The organism is Bartonella bennetti, assembly GCF_045945445.1.
Taxonomy (GTDB): Bacteria; Pseudomonadota; Alphaproteobacteria; order Rhizobiales; family Rhizobiaceae; genus Bartonella.
The window spans coordinates 563,402-580,783 of record NZ_CP174576.1 but is presented as its reverse complement, the minus strand read 5'-3'; the positions used below and the strand labels follow the sequence as shown (position 1 = coordinate 580,783).

At 39.3% G+C, this 17,382-nt stretch carries 16 protein-coding genes and 2 tRNA genes; 7 read left to right on the top strand and 11 right to left on the bottom strand.

The window, feature by feature from the left end; genetic code table 11:
* The first annotated feature begins 30 nt into the window (after positions 1 to 30).
* From ACJTDF_RS02690 to mazG, 3 genes are read left to right on the top strand one after another with little or no spacing between them, the layout of a single operon-like run.
* Positions 31 to 1,059 carry a zinc-binding dehydrogenase gene (locus ACJTDF_RS02690; RefSeq protein WP_407966028.1) on the top strand — a complete coding sequence of 343 codons (1,029 nt, stop codon included), beginning with the start codon at positions 31 to 33 and terminating at the stop codon, positions 1,057 to 1,059.
* Between the two features lie 5 nt (positions 1,060 to 1,064).
* Entirely contained in the window at positions 1,065 to 1,994 is a 930-nt protein-coding gene (locus ACJTDF_RS02685; RefSeq protein ID WP_407966202.1) for a lipid A biosynthesis lauroyl acyltransferase, read from the top strand.
* Between the two features lie 23 nt (positions 1,995 to 2,017).
* The gene (gene mazG / locus ACJTDF_RS02680; protein WP_407966027.1) at positions 2,018 to 2,836 is read left to right on the top strand and encodes a nucleoside triphosphate pyrophosphohydrolase; all 819 of its coding nucleotides are present in this window, start codon (positions 2,018 to 2,020) and stop codon (positions 2,834 to 2,836) included.
* 63 nt (positions 2,837 to 2,899) lie between these two features.
* Here the strand turns inward: mazG and ACJTDF_RS02675 are convergent, their stop codons facing one another.
* Positions 2,900 to 3,280, bottom strand: a complete 381-nt coding sequence (locus ACJTDF_RS02675; protein WP_407966026.1) for an iron-sulfur cluster assembly accessory protein — start codon at positions 3,278 to 3,280, stop codon at positions 2,900 to 2,902.
* A gap of 565 nt (positions 3,281 to 3,845) precedes the next feature.
* On the opposite strand from ACJTDF_RS02675, the gene ACJTDF_RS02670 reads away from it, so the two are divergent.
* Positions 3,846 to 3,922 (top strand) — tRNA-Pro (locus tag ACJTDF_RS02670).
* A gap of 194 nt (positions 3,923 to 4,116) precedes the next feature.
* Here ACJTDF_RS02670 and ACJTDF_RS02665 read toward each other — a convergent pair.
* The gene (locus ACJTDF_RS02665; protein ID WP_407966025.1) at positions 4,117 to 4,620 is read right to left on the bottom strand and encodes an Hsp20 family protein; all 504 of its coding nucleotides are present in this window, start codon (positions 4,618 to 4,620) and stop codon (positions 4,117 to 4,119) included.
* A 255-nt stretch (positions 4,621 to 4,875) separates the two neighbouring features.
* On the opposite strand from ACJTDF_RS02665, the gene ACJTDF_RS02660 reads away from it, so the two are divergent.
* The 3 genes from ACJTDF_RS02660 to ACJTDF_RS02650 all read left to right on the top strand — a co-directional run bounded on the left by ACJTDF_RS02660 (position 4,876) and on the right by ACJTDF_RS02650 (position 6,690).
* Complete coding sequence (locus tag ACJTDF_RS02660; protein ID WP_407966024.1) at positions 4,876 to 5,775, top strand: serine aminopeptidase domain-containing protein; 900 nt, start codon at positions 4,876 to 4,878, stop codon at positions 5,773 to 5,775.
* Between the two features lie 384 nt (positions 5,776 to 6,159).
* A complete protein-coding gene (gene cpdR, locus ACJTDF_RS02655; protein ID WP_078680930.1) occupies positions 6,160 to 6,522 on the top strand; it encodes a cell cycle two-component system response regulator CpdR in 363 nt (120 codons plus the stop codon).
* A gap of 93 nt (positions 6,523 to 6,615) precedes the next feature.
* Positions 6,616 to 6,690 (top strand) — tRNA-Val (locus tag ACJTDF_RS02650).
* A gap of 333 nt (positions 6,691 to 7,023) precedes the next feature.
* Here the strand turns inward: ACJTDF_RS02650 and ACJTDF_RS02645 are convergent.
* The 9 genes from ACJTDF_RS02645 to ACJTDF_RS02605 form a co-directional block, all read right to left on the bottom strand.
* Positions 7,024 to 7,251 (bottom strand): hypothetical protein, encoded by a 228-nt coding sequence (locus ACJTDF_RS02645; protein ID WP_407966023.1) that lies wholly within the window; start codon positions 7,249 to 7,251, stop codon positions 7,024 to 7,026.
* A complete protein-coding gene (locus ACJTDF_RS02640; protein WP_407966022.1) occupies positions 7,248 to 7,913 on the bottom strand; it encodes a lysozyme in 666 nt (221 codons plus the stop codon). The genes ACJTDF_RS02645 and ACJTDF_RS02640 overlap by 4 nt, the downstream gene beginning before the upstream one ends.
* A gap of 14 nt (positions 7,914 to 7,927) precedes the next feature.
* Complete coding sequence (locus tag ACJTDF_RS02635; protein ID WP_407966021.1) at positions 7,928 to 10,279, bottom strand: hypothetical protein; 2,352 nt, start codon at positions 10,277 to 10,279, stop codon at positions 7,928 to 7,930.
* Positions 10,280 to 10,298: 19 nt separating this feature from the next.
* On the bottom strand, positions 10,299 to 10,553 hold the full coding sequence (locus ACJTDF_RS02630; protein WP_407966020.1) for a hypothetical protein: 255 nt from the start codon (positions 10,551 to 10,553) through the stop codon (positions 10,299 to 10,301).
* Positions 10,554 to 10,562: 9 nt separating this feature from the next.
* The gene (locus ACJTDF_RS02625) at positions 10,563 to 11,543 is read right to left on the bottom strand and encodes a phage tail protein (RefSeq protein ID WP_407966019.1); all 981 of its coding nucleotides are present in this window, start codon (positions 11,541 to 11,543) and stop codon (positions 10,563 to 10,565) included.
* Positions 11,536 to 12,276 carry a transglycosylase SLT domain-containing protein gene (locus ACJTDF_RS02620; protein ID WP_407966018.1) on the bottom strand — a complete coding sequence of 247 codons (741 nt, stop codon included), beginning with the start codon at positions 12,274 to 12,276 and terminating at the stop codon, positions 11,536 to 11,538. The genes ACJTDF_RS02625 and ACJTDF_RS02620 overlap by 8 nt, the downstream gene beginning before the upstream one ends.
* An 80-nt stretch (positions 12,277 to 12,356) precedes the next feature.
* The gene (locus tag ACJTDF_RS02615) at positions 12,357 to 14,621 is read right to left on the bottom strand and encodes a hypothetical protein (RefSeq protein WP_407966017.1); all 2,265 of its coding nucleotides are present in this window, start codon (positions 14,619 to 14,621) and stop codon (positions 12,357 to 12,359) included.
* On the bottom strand, positions 14,614 to 16,350 hold the full coding sequence (locus tag ACJTDF_RS02610; protein WP_407966016.1) for a hypothetical protein: 1,737 nt from the start codon (positions 16,348 to 16,350) through the stop codon (positions 14,614 to 14,616). The genes ACJTDF_RS02615 and ACJTDF_RS02610 overlap by 8 nt, the downstream gene beginning before the upstream one ends.
* A complete protein-coding gene (locus ACJTDF_RS02605; RefSeq protein ID WP_407966015.1) occupies positions 16,350 to 17,381 on the bottom strand; it encodes a tail fiber domain-containing protein in 1,032 nt (343 codons plus the stop codon). The genes ACJTDF_RS02610 and ACJTDF_RS02605 overlap by 1 nt, the downstream gene beginning before the upstream one ends.
* Position 17,382: the final 1 nt, after the last annotated feature.

Here is a 17,382-nt window from a genome sequence, read left to right as displayed (position 1 = left end):
AATCTTTATAGACATTCAAAGAGAATAACGATGCGTGCACTGCAACTAATTAATGAGCGCCAACTTAAAATTACTAATATTACTCCACCACCACCACCAAATCCGGGTGAAGTCACAGTACGTATAAAGGCCGTTGCTCTTAACCATATTGATGTATGGGGATGGCGCGGTATGGCCTTCGCGAAAAGAAAAATGCCGCTTGTTATAGGTGCAGAAGCTTCTGGTGAAATTGCTCAATTAGGAGATGGCATTGAAAATTTTCAAATTGGGCAACTCGTTTCAATTTACGGAGCTCATACTTGTGGTCTATGCCAAGCCTGCTGCGAAGGGCGCGATAATCTTTGCGATCATGTAAAAGGTGTATATGGTTTTCATCTTGATGGATTTGCATGTGAATTTGTCAATCTGCCAGCGCATTTATTAGTGCCAGTTCCTTTAGAATGTGATGAAATAAAAGCAGCTGTTGCCCCTATTACCTTTGGAACCGTAGAGCATATGCTGTTTGATAACGCGAAATTACAAGTTGGAGAAACAATTCTAATACATGCGGGTGGTTCTGGTATTGGATCAGCAGCTATTCAGATTGCAAAAAACACGGGATGTACAGTCATTACTACAGTGGGTTCAGACAACAAAATTGAAAAAGCACAATCTCTCGGAGCAGATCACGTTATTAATTACCGTAAAGAACGTTTCGAAGGTATTGTTCGTAAATTAACTCAAAAAAAAGGTGTTGATGTTGTTTTTGAGCATGTAGGCGCCGATACATGGGCAGGTTCTATGCTGAGCATGAAACGTGGGGCACGTTTGGTAACTTGTGGTTCAACTTCTGGTATTTCAACATCTATGAATTTAATGCAATTGTTTCAACAACAACTGAAAATATTTGGTTCATTTGGTTGTCGTATGGAAAATATGACAAACGCCATGCAGAAAATGGCGCAAGGAATTGTATATCCTGTCATTGATACAATTATTAACTTTGATAAAATCGACATAGCTTTAAAACGCATGGAAAGCCGTGATGTTTTTGGAAAAATCATCCTAATGATCAATTAATTATGATAAAGTATTATATTAAAATTTTAATGTATCGTATTAAAATTAATACAAAAAATTATTTTAATTTTCTGTGGGCATACCTATTAACCGGTTTTTTAACCATTCTACGATATCTTCCTGCTAATATTGGTTTTTCTTTTTTTTCCTGGTTAGCAAAAACATTTGGTCCTCTTGTACCTCGTCATAAAATTGTACTTTCTAATCTTAAAGCTGCGTATCCAGAAAAAACAGAACAAGAATTGCGCACAATTGCAATAGAAATGTGGAAAAATATGGGACGGCTTCTAGCCGAATATGTTTTTCTTGATAAAATTTTTGATTTCGATCCTAATGCTGATAAGCCAGGATTGGTTGAAGTTAATGGCATTGAAATATTTCAACGGCTAAAGAACGAAAAAAAACCATATATTTTTTTCACAGCCCATACTGGAAATTTTGAGCTCCTTCCTATATGCGCTCAAAGTTTTGATCTTAATGTCACAGTATTATTTAGGCCCCCCAACAATCCCTATATTGCAAAACAAGTTCTTAAAGCTCGCAGAGCCTCTATGGGACATCTTGTACCATCCAAAGCTGGCGCAGTCTGGATACTGGCAGCTAAATTAGCAAAAGGTGAAAATATCGGTGTTCTCGTCGATCAAAAATTCCGTCGAGGTATTCCTGGAACATTTTTTAATCGACCAGTTAAAACAAATCCTTTAATTATAAAACTCGCTCGGCAATATAATTGTGATATTTATCCGGCACGTTGTATCCGACTCACTGAAGGACGTTATCGTCTAGATTTATATGAACGTGTAGACTTACCTCTTGATGAAAAAAACGAAGTTAATATAGCTGCTGCCACACAAAAATTAAATGATATTGTTGAAGCTTGGGTACGTGAATATCCTGAACAATGGATGTGGTTTCATAGACGTTGGGATCTATAATTATACCAGATAAAGGGACATTAATGCTAGCATCAAAAGATATTAATGACCTTATTTCAATTGTAACAGCATTACGAAATCGTGAGAGTGGTTGCGCTTGGAACATAAAACAAACTTTTGAATCTATTATACCTTATATGCTTGAAGAAACTTACGAAGTTATTGATGCCATTGAACGAGGTAATCGAACAGATCTTTGTGAAGAACTCGGCGATCTTCTTTTACAGGTAGTGTATCAGGCTATAATTGCTACAGAAGAAAAAAGTTTTACTTTTGAAGATGTTGTTTATGCAATTACGGCAAAAATGATTCGCCGTCATCCTCATGTTTTTGGAAATGCAGAGCAAAGAAGCCGTGGTTTTGTAGAAGGAATGTGGGAATATATCAAGAAAATGGAAAAAGCTGAACAGACAAAACAATATGGAGAAATAAGTATACCAGATAATCAACTAACAAGTTATCTTATCCAAATAAAATCAGCTCAACCAGCAGATCAAGAAGCACTCGCATTACAAAACATAGCTGCTAAAGTTGGTTTTGAGTGGTATGAGAGTGATCAAATTTTTGCAAAAATCAAAGAAGAACTCAATGAGCTCAAAGAAGCAATAAAAATCGAAAAAAAATCCGATATAGAAATAGAATTTGGTGATCTTTATTTCACGCTATTGAATCTCGCACGTCACTTGAATATCGATCCACAAAAAGCACTTAAAAAAACTAATATAAAATTTCGAAATCGCTTTGCGAATATTGAAGAAAATCTATCAGCTCAATCTAAAATGCTAACCGATGTATCTTTACAAGAAATAGAAGATCTTTGGAATAAAGCCCAAAATGAATAATAAAAAAATTATTTATAATAGTTTAATAGATATAATTAGAAATATTATATAACCATCTGTTATTTAACTAAATTTATTGTATATTTCATTTATCTTATTTTGTGAAACAGGACGAATCTCTACGGACTCACCGCATCCACAGGCCGAAACTTGATTAGGATTATTAAATATAAAACCTGAGCGCAGTGTTGTTACCTCATAGTCCATCTGCGTTCCTAATAAAAATAATACTGCATTGTGTGCAATAAAAACACGAGCACCATTAACTTCAACAACATCAGCATCATGAATCTCTTCTGTTACAAGAGTTATTGTATATTCCATACCCGCACACCCACCTTTCTTGACACCAACAAGAATACCGTATGCATTTTTTGTTTCCATAATAGCTTTAACGCGATTTATGGCAGCTTCTGTCAAATTTACTACTGAAAAACGGCTCATCGTTTATTCTTCTTTCACTGAACAAAGATTTTAGCTGCGATAATGTCATTTTTTAATATTAAAACAAACGTCGGATTAAACAGATAAAATTATGTATACATCTCTTTAGATTTTTATGACTACTCCTTTTACAATCTCTTTAAAGTAGTTAAAAAGTCCCTTTTATTCTATTTAATCTATAACTGTGTCAATATAATTATAATTGATTTATCCTCAAAGCAGATTCTCAGCATACACAGAAATATGAATGAGAATTCCTTTCTCTTCCATCAATGCCGCAGTTAAAAATCTATCCACTTTTTCTATCATTAGACTATAATAATCCTTAAGCTATGCATACAGCAGCTGCTAAAAATTAGTAAATAAATAAAAAACTTGGTGACCTGATTACTTATACCAAATAAATTATAAACCCTGGATCAAATAAATTATAAACCCTGGATTATAAAATCTTTCTTTCATCATCTTAGTGTTTTTTTCTTGTTACAAAAGAGTACTCTGATAGATTTGATGTTGTTTTTTTCTTGCCTTTAAAGAAACAGTTGTTTAGTCGTGCTAAATAGTTCGGAGCGTAGCGCAGCTTGGTAGCGCACTTGACTGGGGGTCAAGGGGTCGTGGGTTCAAATCCCGCCGCTCCGACCATCCTTTAAAATCAAGAAAAAGGATCTTTTCCTAAAGAAAAAATTTCTCCAATTTTCATATATAATTTCAAAAATCCATTTTACTTTTTCAATTATTTATGACCATTTTTTACATAAAGAGTCTTTAGAGTTTCTTTTCAAGGCATCATAAAAAAACGCGAGAATTTTATCCCGCGTTACTCAAATAACTTTAAACTATAATTGTTCTTTTGCCTTAAGTTTTAAATTTTCTGTACATGTATTTTGATTATTACTATTTTTAGTAGCAGATGGCGATGTTTGCACAACTATTTTTCTTGGTTTTAATTCAGCTGGCATTTCTCTTTTAAGTTGAATATGGAGAAGACCGTCACTCAGTTCAGCTCCAATAACTTTAACATGATCAGCTAAATGAAAACGACGTTCAAAAGCACGTGAAGCGATTCCTCGATAAAGAAATTCACGTCCTGCACCGTCATTTTCTGGGATTTTCTCACCCTTAATGGTTAGCTGATTACAATGTATTTCAATATCGATTTCATTTTGTGAAAAACCAGCAACAGCCATAGAAATTCTATAAGAATCCTCACTTAAACGCTCAATATTATATGGTGGATAAGAAGAAATATCATCCAATTGTGTCCTGGAATCAAACCAATTAAGAAGATGGTCAAAACCTACTGTTGAACGATAAAACGGTGAAAAGTCTACTTGACGCATAAGCTTGCCCTCCTTTAGAGCGACTATAATTGATCCTTCAAGTCTCCAAATGGCAGATATATTTGCAGACCAACAGTCCCATCAAGGCGACTGTAATGTTTATTTGGGAATAAATCTTTTTTATTTCAACTCTTTTGTATTTTAATTTGCAAAAATACAATAAATAACTGTTTTTTAACTCTTCATCAGCATTACAAGTAGCAATTTTTTTATTTTGCATCAACTTGTGCACATATATCAACAAAGGATGCCTAATTGAAAACACCTCTTTATTCTCCAGAGTATAATTCTTCTCTGTCTAATACGTGTAGTAGCTATTTCAAAATAGCTAATGGTTGTCAGATTCGTTTTGCAATAACAAATTCTGCAACAGAAAAAGCTAAAGGAACGGTTGTTATTCTCAAAAACTATGCAGATACTTTAGAAGAATATTTTTTACCAATGAATGAAATCTCTCAACGCGGCTTTTATACCACAATATTTGATTGGTTTGATCAAGAAAAAAAACAATTTAATAAACAGAAATGGTATCGACATAATTATTTTAATATTAATAATTATATCAATAATTTATATGAATTTCTTAAAATAATTATTTATCCTAATTATCCTCCACCTTACTACATGCTTACTTATGGTATGGGGGGAGTAATAGCACTTAACGGGCTAAGCTTTATCAATCATCAATTTAACAGAATGCTTTGCGTTTCTCCTCTTTTTGCTCCGTTAGGCAATAAAACAAATAGTTTTCAACATAAATTAACACAATTTTTTTCTGATATAGGCCTTGGCTTTTTACCTGTCAAAGATGAAAAAAAATTAAAACAGGAAAATACACAATCTAATCTTTCTTCTCATCCAACCACATCCCAATGGTTATCCTCAACACTCAATGCAATCGACGCAATGAAAACAAATATACTTCATGGGAAGTTACAAATTCCAACACTGTTTATCCTTGCTAATCAAAATAATATTGCGAATAATATTGAAGTGCGGCAATTATGTCGATCAACACGTTTAACAGACAGTATTACAATTATAGGAGCTGAGCTTGATACTATTATGCATGAAGAATACTATTGTAAACAATTTTGGGCTGCATTTGACTCTTTTATTTCCAACAGCGACCAGGAATATAAAATTTTTCAATAAATACATAGTTTTCATACTATCAAAGGTGTTACCTTATCATATAAACTTTCAATATAGAATAAGTTTTTAATATTAGCAGCTCTTAAAACTGATAGAATAATGAAATGTATATAATCAATATAATAAGAATCATAAGAAGTGAAAAGAAATAAAGCCTGCAATTAAGTGAGCTGAAAACTTCTAACTATCTGTTTCTTAAACAAAATTATGTATAGAATGAATTTAAAAATTAAAAATAATAATGCGAATTCTGGAGAATAGCTAAGAAATTAACCATTTCGCCATTCATTTTGATTATAAGTATTTTATAGCTTTTTCTATAAATGCTCTCATTGTATAAATCAATATGATAAATTCTGATAAATAAAGCAACTGGACATAATGATGAAACGAATCTTGCTTGCAGAAGATGATAATGATATGCGTCGCTTTCTAGCAAAAGCACTCGAACGTGCAGGCTACGAAGTTACTGATTTCGATAATGGCGTTAGCGCATATGAATGTTTACAAGAAGAGCCATTTTCTCTTCTACTTACCGATATTGTAATGCCAGAAATGGATGGAATTGAATTAGCACGACGCGCAACTGAAATTGATCCTGATTTACGAGTAATGTTCATTACAGGCTTTGCAGCAGTTGCATTAAATTCAAATCATGATGCTCCTCCTGATGCTAAAGTGCTGTCTAAGCCATTTCATTTACGTGAATTGGTTAATGAAATCGAAAAAATACTTATAGCTGCTTGAAAAAGGTGTTTTAAATTATTCGTAATTTTATTATAAAAATTCAATCGAGCATTAACATTTATAGTTTTATATGTAATGCTACCATTATATAATGGGCGTGTAGCTCAGCGGGAGAGCACTACGTTGACATCGTAGGGGTCACAGGTTCAATCCCTGTCACGCCCACCAGGCATGTTTTCTTTTAGCATAAGATATTGATTTTATACATGTTTTTTTAAGGTGCGGGATAAAAAAATAAAGGTTAGGGAATAGGATTTTATATTTTCCTTTATCAGCACTAAAAATCGAAACTTATTTTCAAGATGATTTTTGGTTTGTTTCAAGCGTCAAAAGCACCGAGGTTTTTCCCTTTGTGATTCGATCTTTTGTGCACCTTTCCACCCACAGACGTGAACACCTTGTTTGTTGTGCTTTAAGATTTGCCTTGCCAAATTTGGACTGATAACCGTAATATCGTTTCTCTCCAAATATATTGGAGACCAACCAATACAAGAAGCGTATTCATTTATCGCGCACCCACTCAGAGAGATCAGCACGCACATTGGCATCACTTTTCTTATTAACTTCATTTTCTATTTCCAGCCGTGTTATTGCTCTCTTGACAATGCTCTCTCTTTGTTTTTGCCGTTCAGTCTTTTTTCCCAAACGAAAAGCCCTAAACAAGGCTACAAAAAAAGCGGTTAAAACCGCTATCACCGCCACAAAATATCTTTTGGTGCAAAAGATCATAAACGTTGCTCTCGTAAGCGCTTAACAATAAGCGCTAACCCTACACAGGATGCAAAAACCATAATCATTGCTAAAGCCCATTGTATAGGAGCACTCCCAGCTAATAATTCCCCACATCCCGAAAAACAAGCTATGATAGGAGCAAGAATTTCTGCTTTGAAAAACCCTGTAGACTCTAGCTTTTCAACTGGCTGATAATTAGACGAAACATACGCACTCTTAGCCCATAATCCTGCCTCTGCTGCACGACGGTGTACAAGACCTTTTAAACGCTTGCCTCCCGCTTTAGTCCATTTCTGCAATTCAATGGGCACAGATTCATAATCGCCTTTATTAAGCTTCTTAAGTAAGGTAGAGTTTTGAAAAGCCGTTATCCCTATATTATAACAAAAAGAAACAAGAGCTCCAAACTGCTCATCACTTAAGTCGACATAAACCGCTTTTTCAACTGCTTGCTCATATTGACGCAAATCGGTCAAAAGAATCGTTTCTGCTTTTCTTTCCGTAATAACCATGCCTTCAAAAACTATTGGCTTACCGGCTTTTTTCGTATGTCCATATCCTATGGTCCAAATGCCAGAAGCATCTCTATAAGCCTTTAAGCGTAGCCCTTCCCATTTCTTTAAATAATTGAGACAATTTTTACTGATTTTTCGTGCCATCGTTCAATTCCATTCTATAAATATACCTTGATTAATACGGCGCCATCGCCACCATCGCCATGAGAAGAAGATGTAGCATCTTTTCCGGGAAAATAACCGCCGCCGCCGCCACACCAGCCTATATTGCGATTACCGCCATTACCACCCTTACCACCCCACATGCTATATCCCCCTTCACCATCACCGCTGCCGCCACCACCACCACCGCCACCATAAACGCTGTTACCGCCATTACCACCAAAGCCATTAGCTGCTCTGCCATCCTTACCATCATTACCACGACCACCTGCAACACCACCGCCACCGCCGCCATAAACGCTGTTACCGCCATTACCGCCATTACCACCCAAACCGCCAGGACTACTCCAGTCACCAGAGTCATCATGTCCCCCTTTACCACCATTACCGCCATAACCGCCATCACCGCCGCAGCCATAAATACTGTCGCCACCGGTACCGCCACGACCGCCGCTGCCACCTCCTCTGTCTTTACCACCAGTACAACCATCACCTCCTTTTCCACCACGACCACCATCGGATAAAAAATTGTCTCCACCACAACCGCCATTACCACCAAAGCCTTTACCGCCATAAACGCCTTTACCGCCACTACCGCCATTACCGCCAAGAAAACCATCACCACCATCACCAAGTTCAGCATTTTCACCGTCAAATCCACCTGTTTGATGAGGTTGTAATGAGGCTCCACCAAGAGCTATAATAAATTGACCAACTTTTGTTTCTCTGCCACCATGATCACCATCAGTTCTTCCTCCTCTTCCAATTTTCACTGAACTCTCGCCAAGAAACTTTTTCCTTGTTCTTACGTATGTACAACAACCACCAGCACCACCAATGCCAACCTTAAAACGTTCACTTTTCCCAGCATTCCCGCCACCCCAAGCCCATATTTCAAGTTCTGTCTCATCAGTGATACCTTCCGGCCAAGGAATGTCTCCGCTTTCTGTCATGAGGATTTCGACAGGTTTGCTCATCCCGTTACAACTACAACTCCCACCACCGCTGCTATTGCTGCTATGTGCTTGAATCGAAGCGAGGAGATGAACCGGTGAGATTAGACCACCATCTGTTTTGGTGCCATTAATCCAGTCTTGTTGTTCAAGAGATTGAATGAGATCAACTTTTTCCTGCACCTTATCCGCTGTCTCTTTCGCTTTATCAGCCGTCTCTTTCACAGTACTGATAGAAGCTTGTGCATTTTCGGCTGTACTTTGTGCAGTAGTAGCAACAGTTTGTGCATCCACAGCTTTAGTTTCTGCATCCTTTGCTATACTTAATACACCGTCTGCGGCTTCTTTCGCTTCATTAGCTACTTCCTTTGCAGCTATAGCTGTCTTTTGCGCTGTATCTGCCACCTCTTTCACAGTACTGATGGCAGACTGCGCATTTTCGGCTGTACTTTGCGCAGTAGTAGCAACAGCTTGTGCTTCTGAAGCATGAACTTCTGCTTTCTCCGCTCTATTGAAAGCGCTCTCAGCAGTTTCCTTTGCTTCACCTGCAATACTCGCACATCCTTGAGCCGTAGTTTGTGCATCTACAGCTTTAGTTTCTGCATTCTTCGCTATACTTAATGCGCTCTCCGCATCCTTTTTTGCTTCATGAGCTGTGTAAACCCCACATTCCGCTGTCTCTTTAGCATCATGAATGCCTTCTTTAATCGCCTCAATCTCTGCTATCTGTATGCGCTCTTCAGCCGTTAAGATAAAATGCTTCTCTCCTTCTCGCATATTGTCCATATTAAAAGCATCTTTGGCTACTTTTTTGGGGTCATAGACCGACTTCGACATCCCAAGAGATTTCGATAACGAAAAGTAATGGATGGTATTTTTCAGATCAACAGGAGAAATAGGATAATTGATCCCCTCATCGCCGGCATGCCACTTTTCTATCGTGGGACCAAAAGAACTAAGCCACTGCAACTTTAATCTTTCTTCCTCAGACAAAATCTTTTTTGTAGGGCCCTCACTCATATTTTCCATCGAAAACGCACTGAGCCTTAGATTGTCCGGATCATAAAGGGAAGCTTTCATATCACCAATCTCTAAAGAGGAGGGTGTGACCCAACCAGCCCCAGATAAAAGTGTCTCTTCACCAGGATAACCACTGGCTTCAATATCATAAACTGTGGCTTTATCTTTGTAAGCAAGGGCCCCAATATCTCTCTTGGCAACAGCATCATCAGCCTTTTTGCCTTGAGCAGCGGTTGCAAAATAGTTTACAGAATAAGCTGCTGCACTGCCTACTGAAACAGGCGCAAGAGCCTTAGTGTCTGAAAGACCTTCTTTAACTTCTTCTTTGGTTGCTGGATCAAGCGTAAATGTATGCGTATGATAGGGAAGAGGCATGGCATTCAATTCCTTAAATTCATTTTTGAGGGGTTGTGGAAGGGGAACACTGCAAGCGTAACTCATCGATCATTTTTTGCAGAGTTTCCAGGCGTTCATCGGTTGCTTTTTGCTGCTCCATAAAAGCACTTAAAAGATCATGCTGAACATCATTTTTGATCAGAGCGATGATCTTATTTAACGGTGCATGAACCACTCTATGACTGGCATAAAAAAGAACGCGGATTTGCTCCGCGTCAGTAATATCATCAATAGCAGATGGATTATTAAACATTCAAAAACTTCATGATTTTATGGCATAAACAACCGTTGCATTCACAGGACGGGTTTCTGTCTCACCTGTCGAAGAAAGACTGACCTTATGCGTATGTTCACCAGCAGAATCTGTCGCACTTCTTCTGTAGGTAGTCCTATAAGCTGGATTTCTTGCACCAACATTAGGTCCCCCTTCCATAATGGAATAATAATCAAAGCTGTGTTTATGTCCGCCTGATTTTTCAATAGTGCAAGTGTGGGTATGCGATTTGATGCTATCTTTCTGCATCTCAGCAAATGTTCTTTTGTTATCTAAGCCACGACCATCATCAAAGCCACGCAAAAACATTCCTCTAAAATCAGGGACTTTAAAGGTTTCATCACCGTCTTTCCCCCATTGAACCCCTATCGCTTTGAATAAGTCTGGATAATCTTTACTTTTATAAACAGCACCATTACAGAGAAGCCAACCACTTGGGAGGTCTTGCATAGCAAATGTCGCAATAAAACCAGCAGGAAAGCTTTTTACCTGGGGCGGTGTTTTGGGTGTAGGATTGATTAAATACCAGCCATCAAGATCTTTTTTTGAAGCATCCTCACTATACACAATTTCATAAATACCGCTCGTTTGTAATTCACCCCCTTCTAAGGAAACAACACCAGCATCCGTTGCTTTATAAACAGGCTTTTCTCCTATGTTATTAACCGTGAGTGTTGTCGGACCAATATTGCTATCACAAGCCTTAAAACGCAGAATAAGATCATTTTTATACGTCGTTATTGGAGAAACGGTCGTCAGCATAATGGATGTTGTCTTTTCCTGATCATTCACATTAAAAACCGAATGAAGAGACCCCCCATTATCGGCAAGATATTCACGCACACGCTGCATCATCGCTCGTGCACTGTCGTTAACAGAACTTGGTGGCTGACCTTCTGCCCAATTAATCAGATCATCTGAGTGTGCATTGGCATCAGCTGTAAGCGACCAATCATAAATATCAGACATAAGACGCCCCTCCTCTCTTTAATAATTCTTCTCGTAAGCGCTTGTCTCTTTGCTGGACAGAGAAAGCAGCAGGCTGCCGCCTTGAGGGATCAATTAACGGCGTTAAATCTATAGGAGGACGAGTGCCAAACTGCGCTCCCCCTGTCATGCTTGGGTGCTGCTGTGCGTGCTGCTCTTCCTTACTGTATAGCTCTGCACTCTGTTTCATTAAGTCAGCGAGTTTCATTAAACCGTTTTTAAAAGAAGGTGTGTTCTTCATCAGGGATTGATCACCCTCAATCGCTTTTTGAAACCTCTCAATTCCTTGTGAAGCTCTTTCTTGTTGTGAGTGTGTCATCATATTTGGACCAGCACCCGTTTTGTTATAAAGCTGATAAACATGATTCATAAAATCACTTGCCGTGTTTTTCATCTGTCCACCATTCAATGTTACTGCCTGCTGGCCTAAGAGCTGACTTGCTGGCAATGTGGGATTTTTGATCAACCGCGCAGCCCCTGCTGGACCTTGTTGATGGGCTAAATAAAGCTCTGCCTCGGAAGGAACTCTCCCCAAAGCCGTTTGCAAATAACGCGTATTATCCTTCGTCAATCGCGCCATAGCATCCGTTGCTTCAAAGGGATCAAACTTATTCTTTAAGCGATACTGCTCGGCTGTTGAATCTAAAAATTGATACAACCCTCCTGCACTACTGTTCTTATTTTGTGCAGTGGGGTTACCGTTACTTTCTATCATGGCCACCCGCTGAAGAAAGCTTTCCGGTAAACCATACTTCTGCGCTGCCTGAGAAATGGCATGCTTAACGTTAGGATGAATCATTCATTTGCAATCCTTCTAACAGCAGTACCATTCAAAAGAAGACCAATAAGACTGATGAATTTTGTATAATCTTCCTTCCTTATTAAGCGTTTCTTTTCTGCTTCATGAAACGTCTTAAGAAGTGTAACCGCTTTCTGCCTTGATAATCCAATATTTCCGTTCTCACGCGCTGTTATAAGAGCTGCAATATCTCTCTCTGTATCTTTATGGATCTTTCGCGTTATGCTTGCCCATGGGCCTGTTAAAAGCTTCATTACTGCCTTCAATGGATTGAGATTCTTTGTATTCTTATCGTTTTGCGCTGCTCTTTCTCCTACTTCTCCTATATGTTTTGGCAGTTGTGCAAAAAGCTTTGATCTCTCCATCTCTGGTCTCAACATTTTCATCAGTTGATCTGCTTTATCCTTACCATAAGTATACTGTAGTGTTTCTTGACCGTTTTGCGTACCAAACAAACTCAGTAAACTATTCTCTGGATTATTGGCATTTTTTGATGCGGTCTCTATCTGTTCGCGAACACCTTTTCTAAAGGCATCTCGTTCCAATGAACCCATCCCTGCAAGCTGGCTTTTAATCATATCCAAATCAATATTCTTCTTGAGCGCTTCTTTCCCTTTACTTAAAGCGTCACTGATCTTGTGATCATCATAATAAATTTTCCTCGCTTGAGCATACTCTGGAGATGCGCTATCTAAAACGCTAAGAAGACGTTGCTTAATCTTTATCAAATCTCGAGCATATCCATTTTCCCCTTTGAGCTGAGCAGAGTTAATCTTATCATCCAGTGCTTCTTTTGCCTTGATTAAAAGTTGCATATCCGACTGTTGGTGTCCATTTCTTGCGAGAACCTTTGAATCCAAATCATTAAGCACTCTTACCAGTGCTTTTTCGGAGGCGTCTTGGAATGCAGGAGTTTTTTGCAAAATCCGTAATTCCTCTTGAGCAGTCTTAGCAATTGGCATTGCCTTTGCCTTCTCATACAGTGGATCAGCCTTTGCCTTCGCTCGGCTAATAATCTCCTGTTGTAAATCATTTGTATTGACTTTTGGACCAAGCACCCTTGTTATTCCGTCGTCAATCCGTCGATAAGTTTCATTTTGCCTGGCTCCTAAACGGTTTCTTACAATGGAATAGGCATCATGATCTTTTTGGGCAGCCTCAAAAGCCCGTGCAGCAAGACCATCATGAAGATCAATGATCATTGAGTCAGGACCACGCCGTTTTAATGTCTCTTCAAGGGTACCCATAACATCATCCCCTAAAGAATGACTTACTTCCTTTAGTGCTTTAGGGCTTATTCCATGGGTTACGGGTTTTGTTTTCCCAACCAATTCACCTAAACTACGGAGTGCAACAGAAGGTAATTCTTTGAAAGAAGAAGGTATAGCTTTTGAGATTCCACTGGCAACAACGGGTGTTACCCCCCCTAGCACTCCTCCAACGGCTGTTGTGCGTATCGTATCTTCAAAACCTTCCCCTTCACCACTTCCTGCTATAGCACCATAGATGGCTCCGTTTTTTATTGCACGTCCCCACCTAAATTTTGCAGCCTCTTTGCGTGCTGCTGCTTTCCTTGCGGCAAGAGCTGCTGCTTTTGCGGCTGCTTGTCCTGCACCTTCCGCCAAGGCCGATTGAGCAGCCCTTTCTCCTGCTGCAAGAGCGCTGCTTGTTATTTTTGCTCCTTGATTCCCCACTGCTCTTTCTGCTGCACGCTTTGCAACTCGTTTTGACCCATCTAATAAAGCTTTACCAGTTAGTTGTCCTGCCTTTGCAGCTGATCCAGCTCTCCAAAGAGCAGGGATAGAACGAACAGCTGCACTTGCTCCTGCCGGTATGCGCGCAATAAGTCCTGGACCGAACATGGACGCTACAGCACCCGCTACATTCCCTGCAATATAAGCTATAGGATGATCTCTATTGGCTGCTTTTTGATAGTCACGCCATCTCTTCGCCACTTCATCATATTTTTTGGCTGCTTCCTTATCACCCGCCCAATATTTTACAGGACCTGCTGCTAACGCTCCTGCTACTTCATCATCATAGCCTAAAGTCGCTCCGTGAACAGCTCCCCATCCAAAAGCACCTGCGGCAGTCGGCTTCAACGCATCTTTTTCTGTTGCCTTTTTATTCTCTGGAATAGAACCATTAAGCCTTTCTTTATTCTTCGAAAAAAGCTCTTGAAGTTGTTCGGGGGTATAGTCACTGATATGCCCAATGACTTTTGTATTTTTACGATGAATAAGAGGGGGGAGCTCAGCCATTGTTTTGTTTCTCCTTAATGTGGCCATCACTATCAACAAACATCATCCCTTCCGGCAATGCTTCGAAATATTTGTTGAATTGATTATCGGATCCTTCACTCTTCTCATCATTTTGCTGATCAGGCGTAATCCCATAGGCTTCTTGAATAAGCTCAGCTGTTAGCTCTCCATTGCCAAAAAGAAGCATCTTCGTTGCCTTATTCGACTTCTTATAAGTATCAATAATTGTTTGAAGAGATTTTTTCATTTGCTCTGCTGAAAGATCCATCTCTAATGCTGCAATCGAATTTTGTAGTGCTTGAAATTCAGTATTCGACAAATTCCCAAAACCCGATGCTCCATTCGGAGCCAAAGCTTTCATTTTGCGTAAGGTATCAATCCCAATATTCGCTTTAATAGTATTAATCATATGCTTAAATCGGGCTGACTTTGTTCCTGGAAGTTTTGCCCACCAATGGCCAATTCCCCCAACAGTCCCTGGATTTTCATCAAGGATCTTTATTAAGTCTTCCGACGTTTCGATGAGCTGTCCTGCCTTATATGTCATCTCTGCAAATTGCAGTTGTCTTTTTTGTTCCGCTAATTTTTCATCGCGCTTTTCTTTGATTAATTGGCGTTCCGCAGCACTTCCTGTAATCGGCATAGCCCGAAAACCATTGGGTGCAGTTTCATCTGGAACATACATATAACCAGATTCAGGTTTTGATATCGTATGACCAGAACCGGCTCCAAATCCAAAACTTGAATGCTGTGCTCCCTGTACCGGAATGATTTTCCCCGAGCTTGAAACCTGGAAAGGCACATTCTCGGGAAGTCCATACTCTGCCTTTTCCTCTGCCGTGAGTGTTCTATACCCTTCCTCAGGACTTAAGGTATTTTCAATCATTTTCTGCGCAAGATCAGGATATTGCAAAAAGGCTTTGGCATCTTCAGCGCTATATCCCTTTGAGCGTAAAAAATCTAAAGTCTGCTGACGTTGTGCGCGTTCATGATTCCCCTGTCGCAAAGCAATCCCTGCATTGGAAAAACTTTCTTCTGGTGTTTGTCCTTGTGAAAGACCAGAGAAAAAATCCATTAAATGCTCTGAAAACTCCGATTTCTTAAAGCGATCCCAAAAGTTACTCCCCTTTTCACCTTCATCCTTTGCTGTCCGGCCATCAAAAACATTCTTGTCTTGTAAAGCTCGTTCCTCTGTCAAAGTGCGAAAAAATTCCTCATTATTGAGTGGAGTGTCCTTATTCTGTAAGTCTTCTTGTGTAGGTTTTCTGTTGATCTCAGAAATATAATCCATCACATTTTTATACTGTGCCTGTTCTTCGTTCTCATCGGCTTTATCAATGCTCGAAACAAATGCAGGTTGAGGGCTCAATGAGACACCTTGTTTCGGAAAATTCTGTCTCTCGTCTTCTAGGAACTTATAATTCGAATAATCAGGAAGTGGAGGTGTTTGCTGCTTTAAATCATCCGTTGACATAATCAATGCTGTTGGATTTTTTGTGTTCGATTCCCCGAATACCGTATTAACACCTCGGATCAATGCACTAAGATCGGCTTTTTGCGAATGATCAGATTTTTCAGAATCTGTGATAACCGCAGACGATGAATCTGGAAGCGTAGGCTTTTTGAGAAAATACCGTGGCGGTTGAGGAATGCCCTCATGCATCAAAGGATAAAAAATTTTTGGATCAAAAAATTTTGAGAAAGAAAAAGATTCTTTTTTTTGCTCCATCACAAAAACCTTTCCATGGTAAAGCCAAGCTTGTCATAATCAACATGCAAAAAGCCTGTAGCAGTGTTCAAAAAAACGGCCTCAGGATTTGTTTGGAGAACCTCTTGCGCGATGACACCACGATAGCGCTCGGGATGACCCTTGTAGTTATAATCATAGAGCTTATGACCATTTTTCTGTCCCACTGCGACAATGTTTTCTTTTGCCCGCACATCACTAAGCCCAGCCCAGCCCCCAAGAATGCTTCCAGCGTTTCCAAGAATTTTCCAAGGATTTGGTTTTTGCTGTGTAAGCGATGTTTGTGTTCCATAGCCTCCAGCAGCAGCGCCTCCAGCTGAAAGCAACTTACTTAAATGGTCCCAATCAAGATTATTCTGTTGTTCCCATTTTTGTCGTTCCGCATCTATCTTCTGTTGATTATTGGCATCAATCAAATTTCCTCCCGTCAAAGCATTCATATTGGACTGACCTTTTCCTTGAAAAAAGTTATTCGCCCCAGCCAACTGATTTTGGTTCGCTTGATCGATTAAACCATTGGCATTCATCATATGACTAACATCTTGGTTATATTGCTGCGATAACGCTTGAGTTGCCATGCCCCCTAATTCATTTGCAAGAACACCTGTATGGGCACCCGAACCATAACGACCAGCACCCGCCAAGGAACTGTTAATGGAATTCGTCGCTTTGTTTAACGCGTTTTGAAGCGCATCATTAAAGTAAGGGTTATTCCCTATTTGTTGGCCAGAAGCCATCTCACTTAAGTTTTTACTGGTTGAATTTTGTCCCGTCGCCAATCCATTCAAATAACTATTCTCATAGTTTTGAGCAGTATTGTTAAGCCCATTGATCGCATTCTTTGTTTGATCACTGAGACCTGCAACACGCTCACCGTCATAAACAGCCTTTCCACTGCCTTTATTATAGAAATTCATGGCATCCTGAGCGGCTTGCTCAAAAATCCCTTGTGCCCATTGAGGGGGGGCACTTGTTTGTGTCGTTGTCTGAGTAGGCTTGGTACTTTTCCCCATG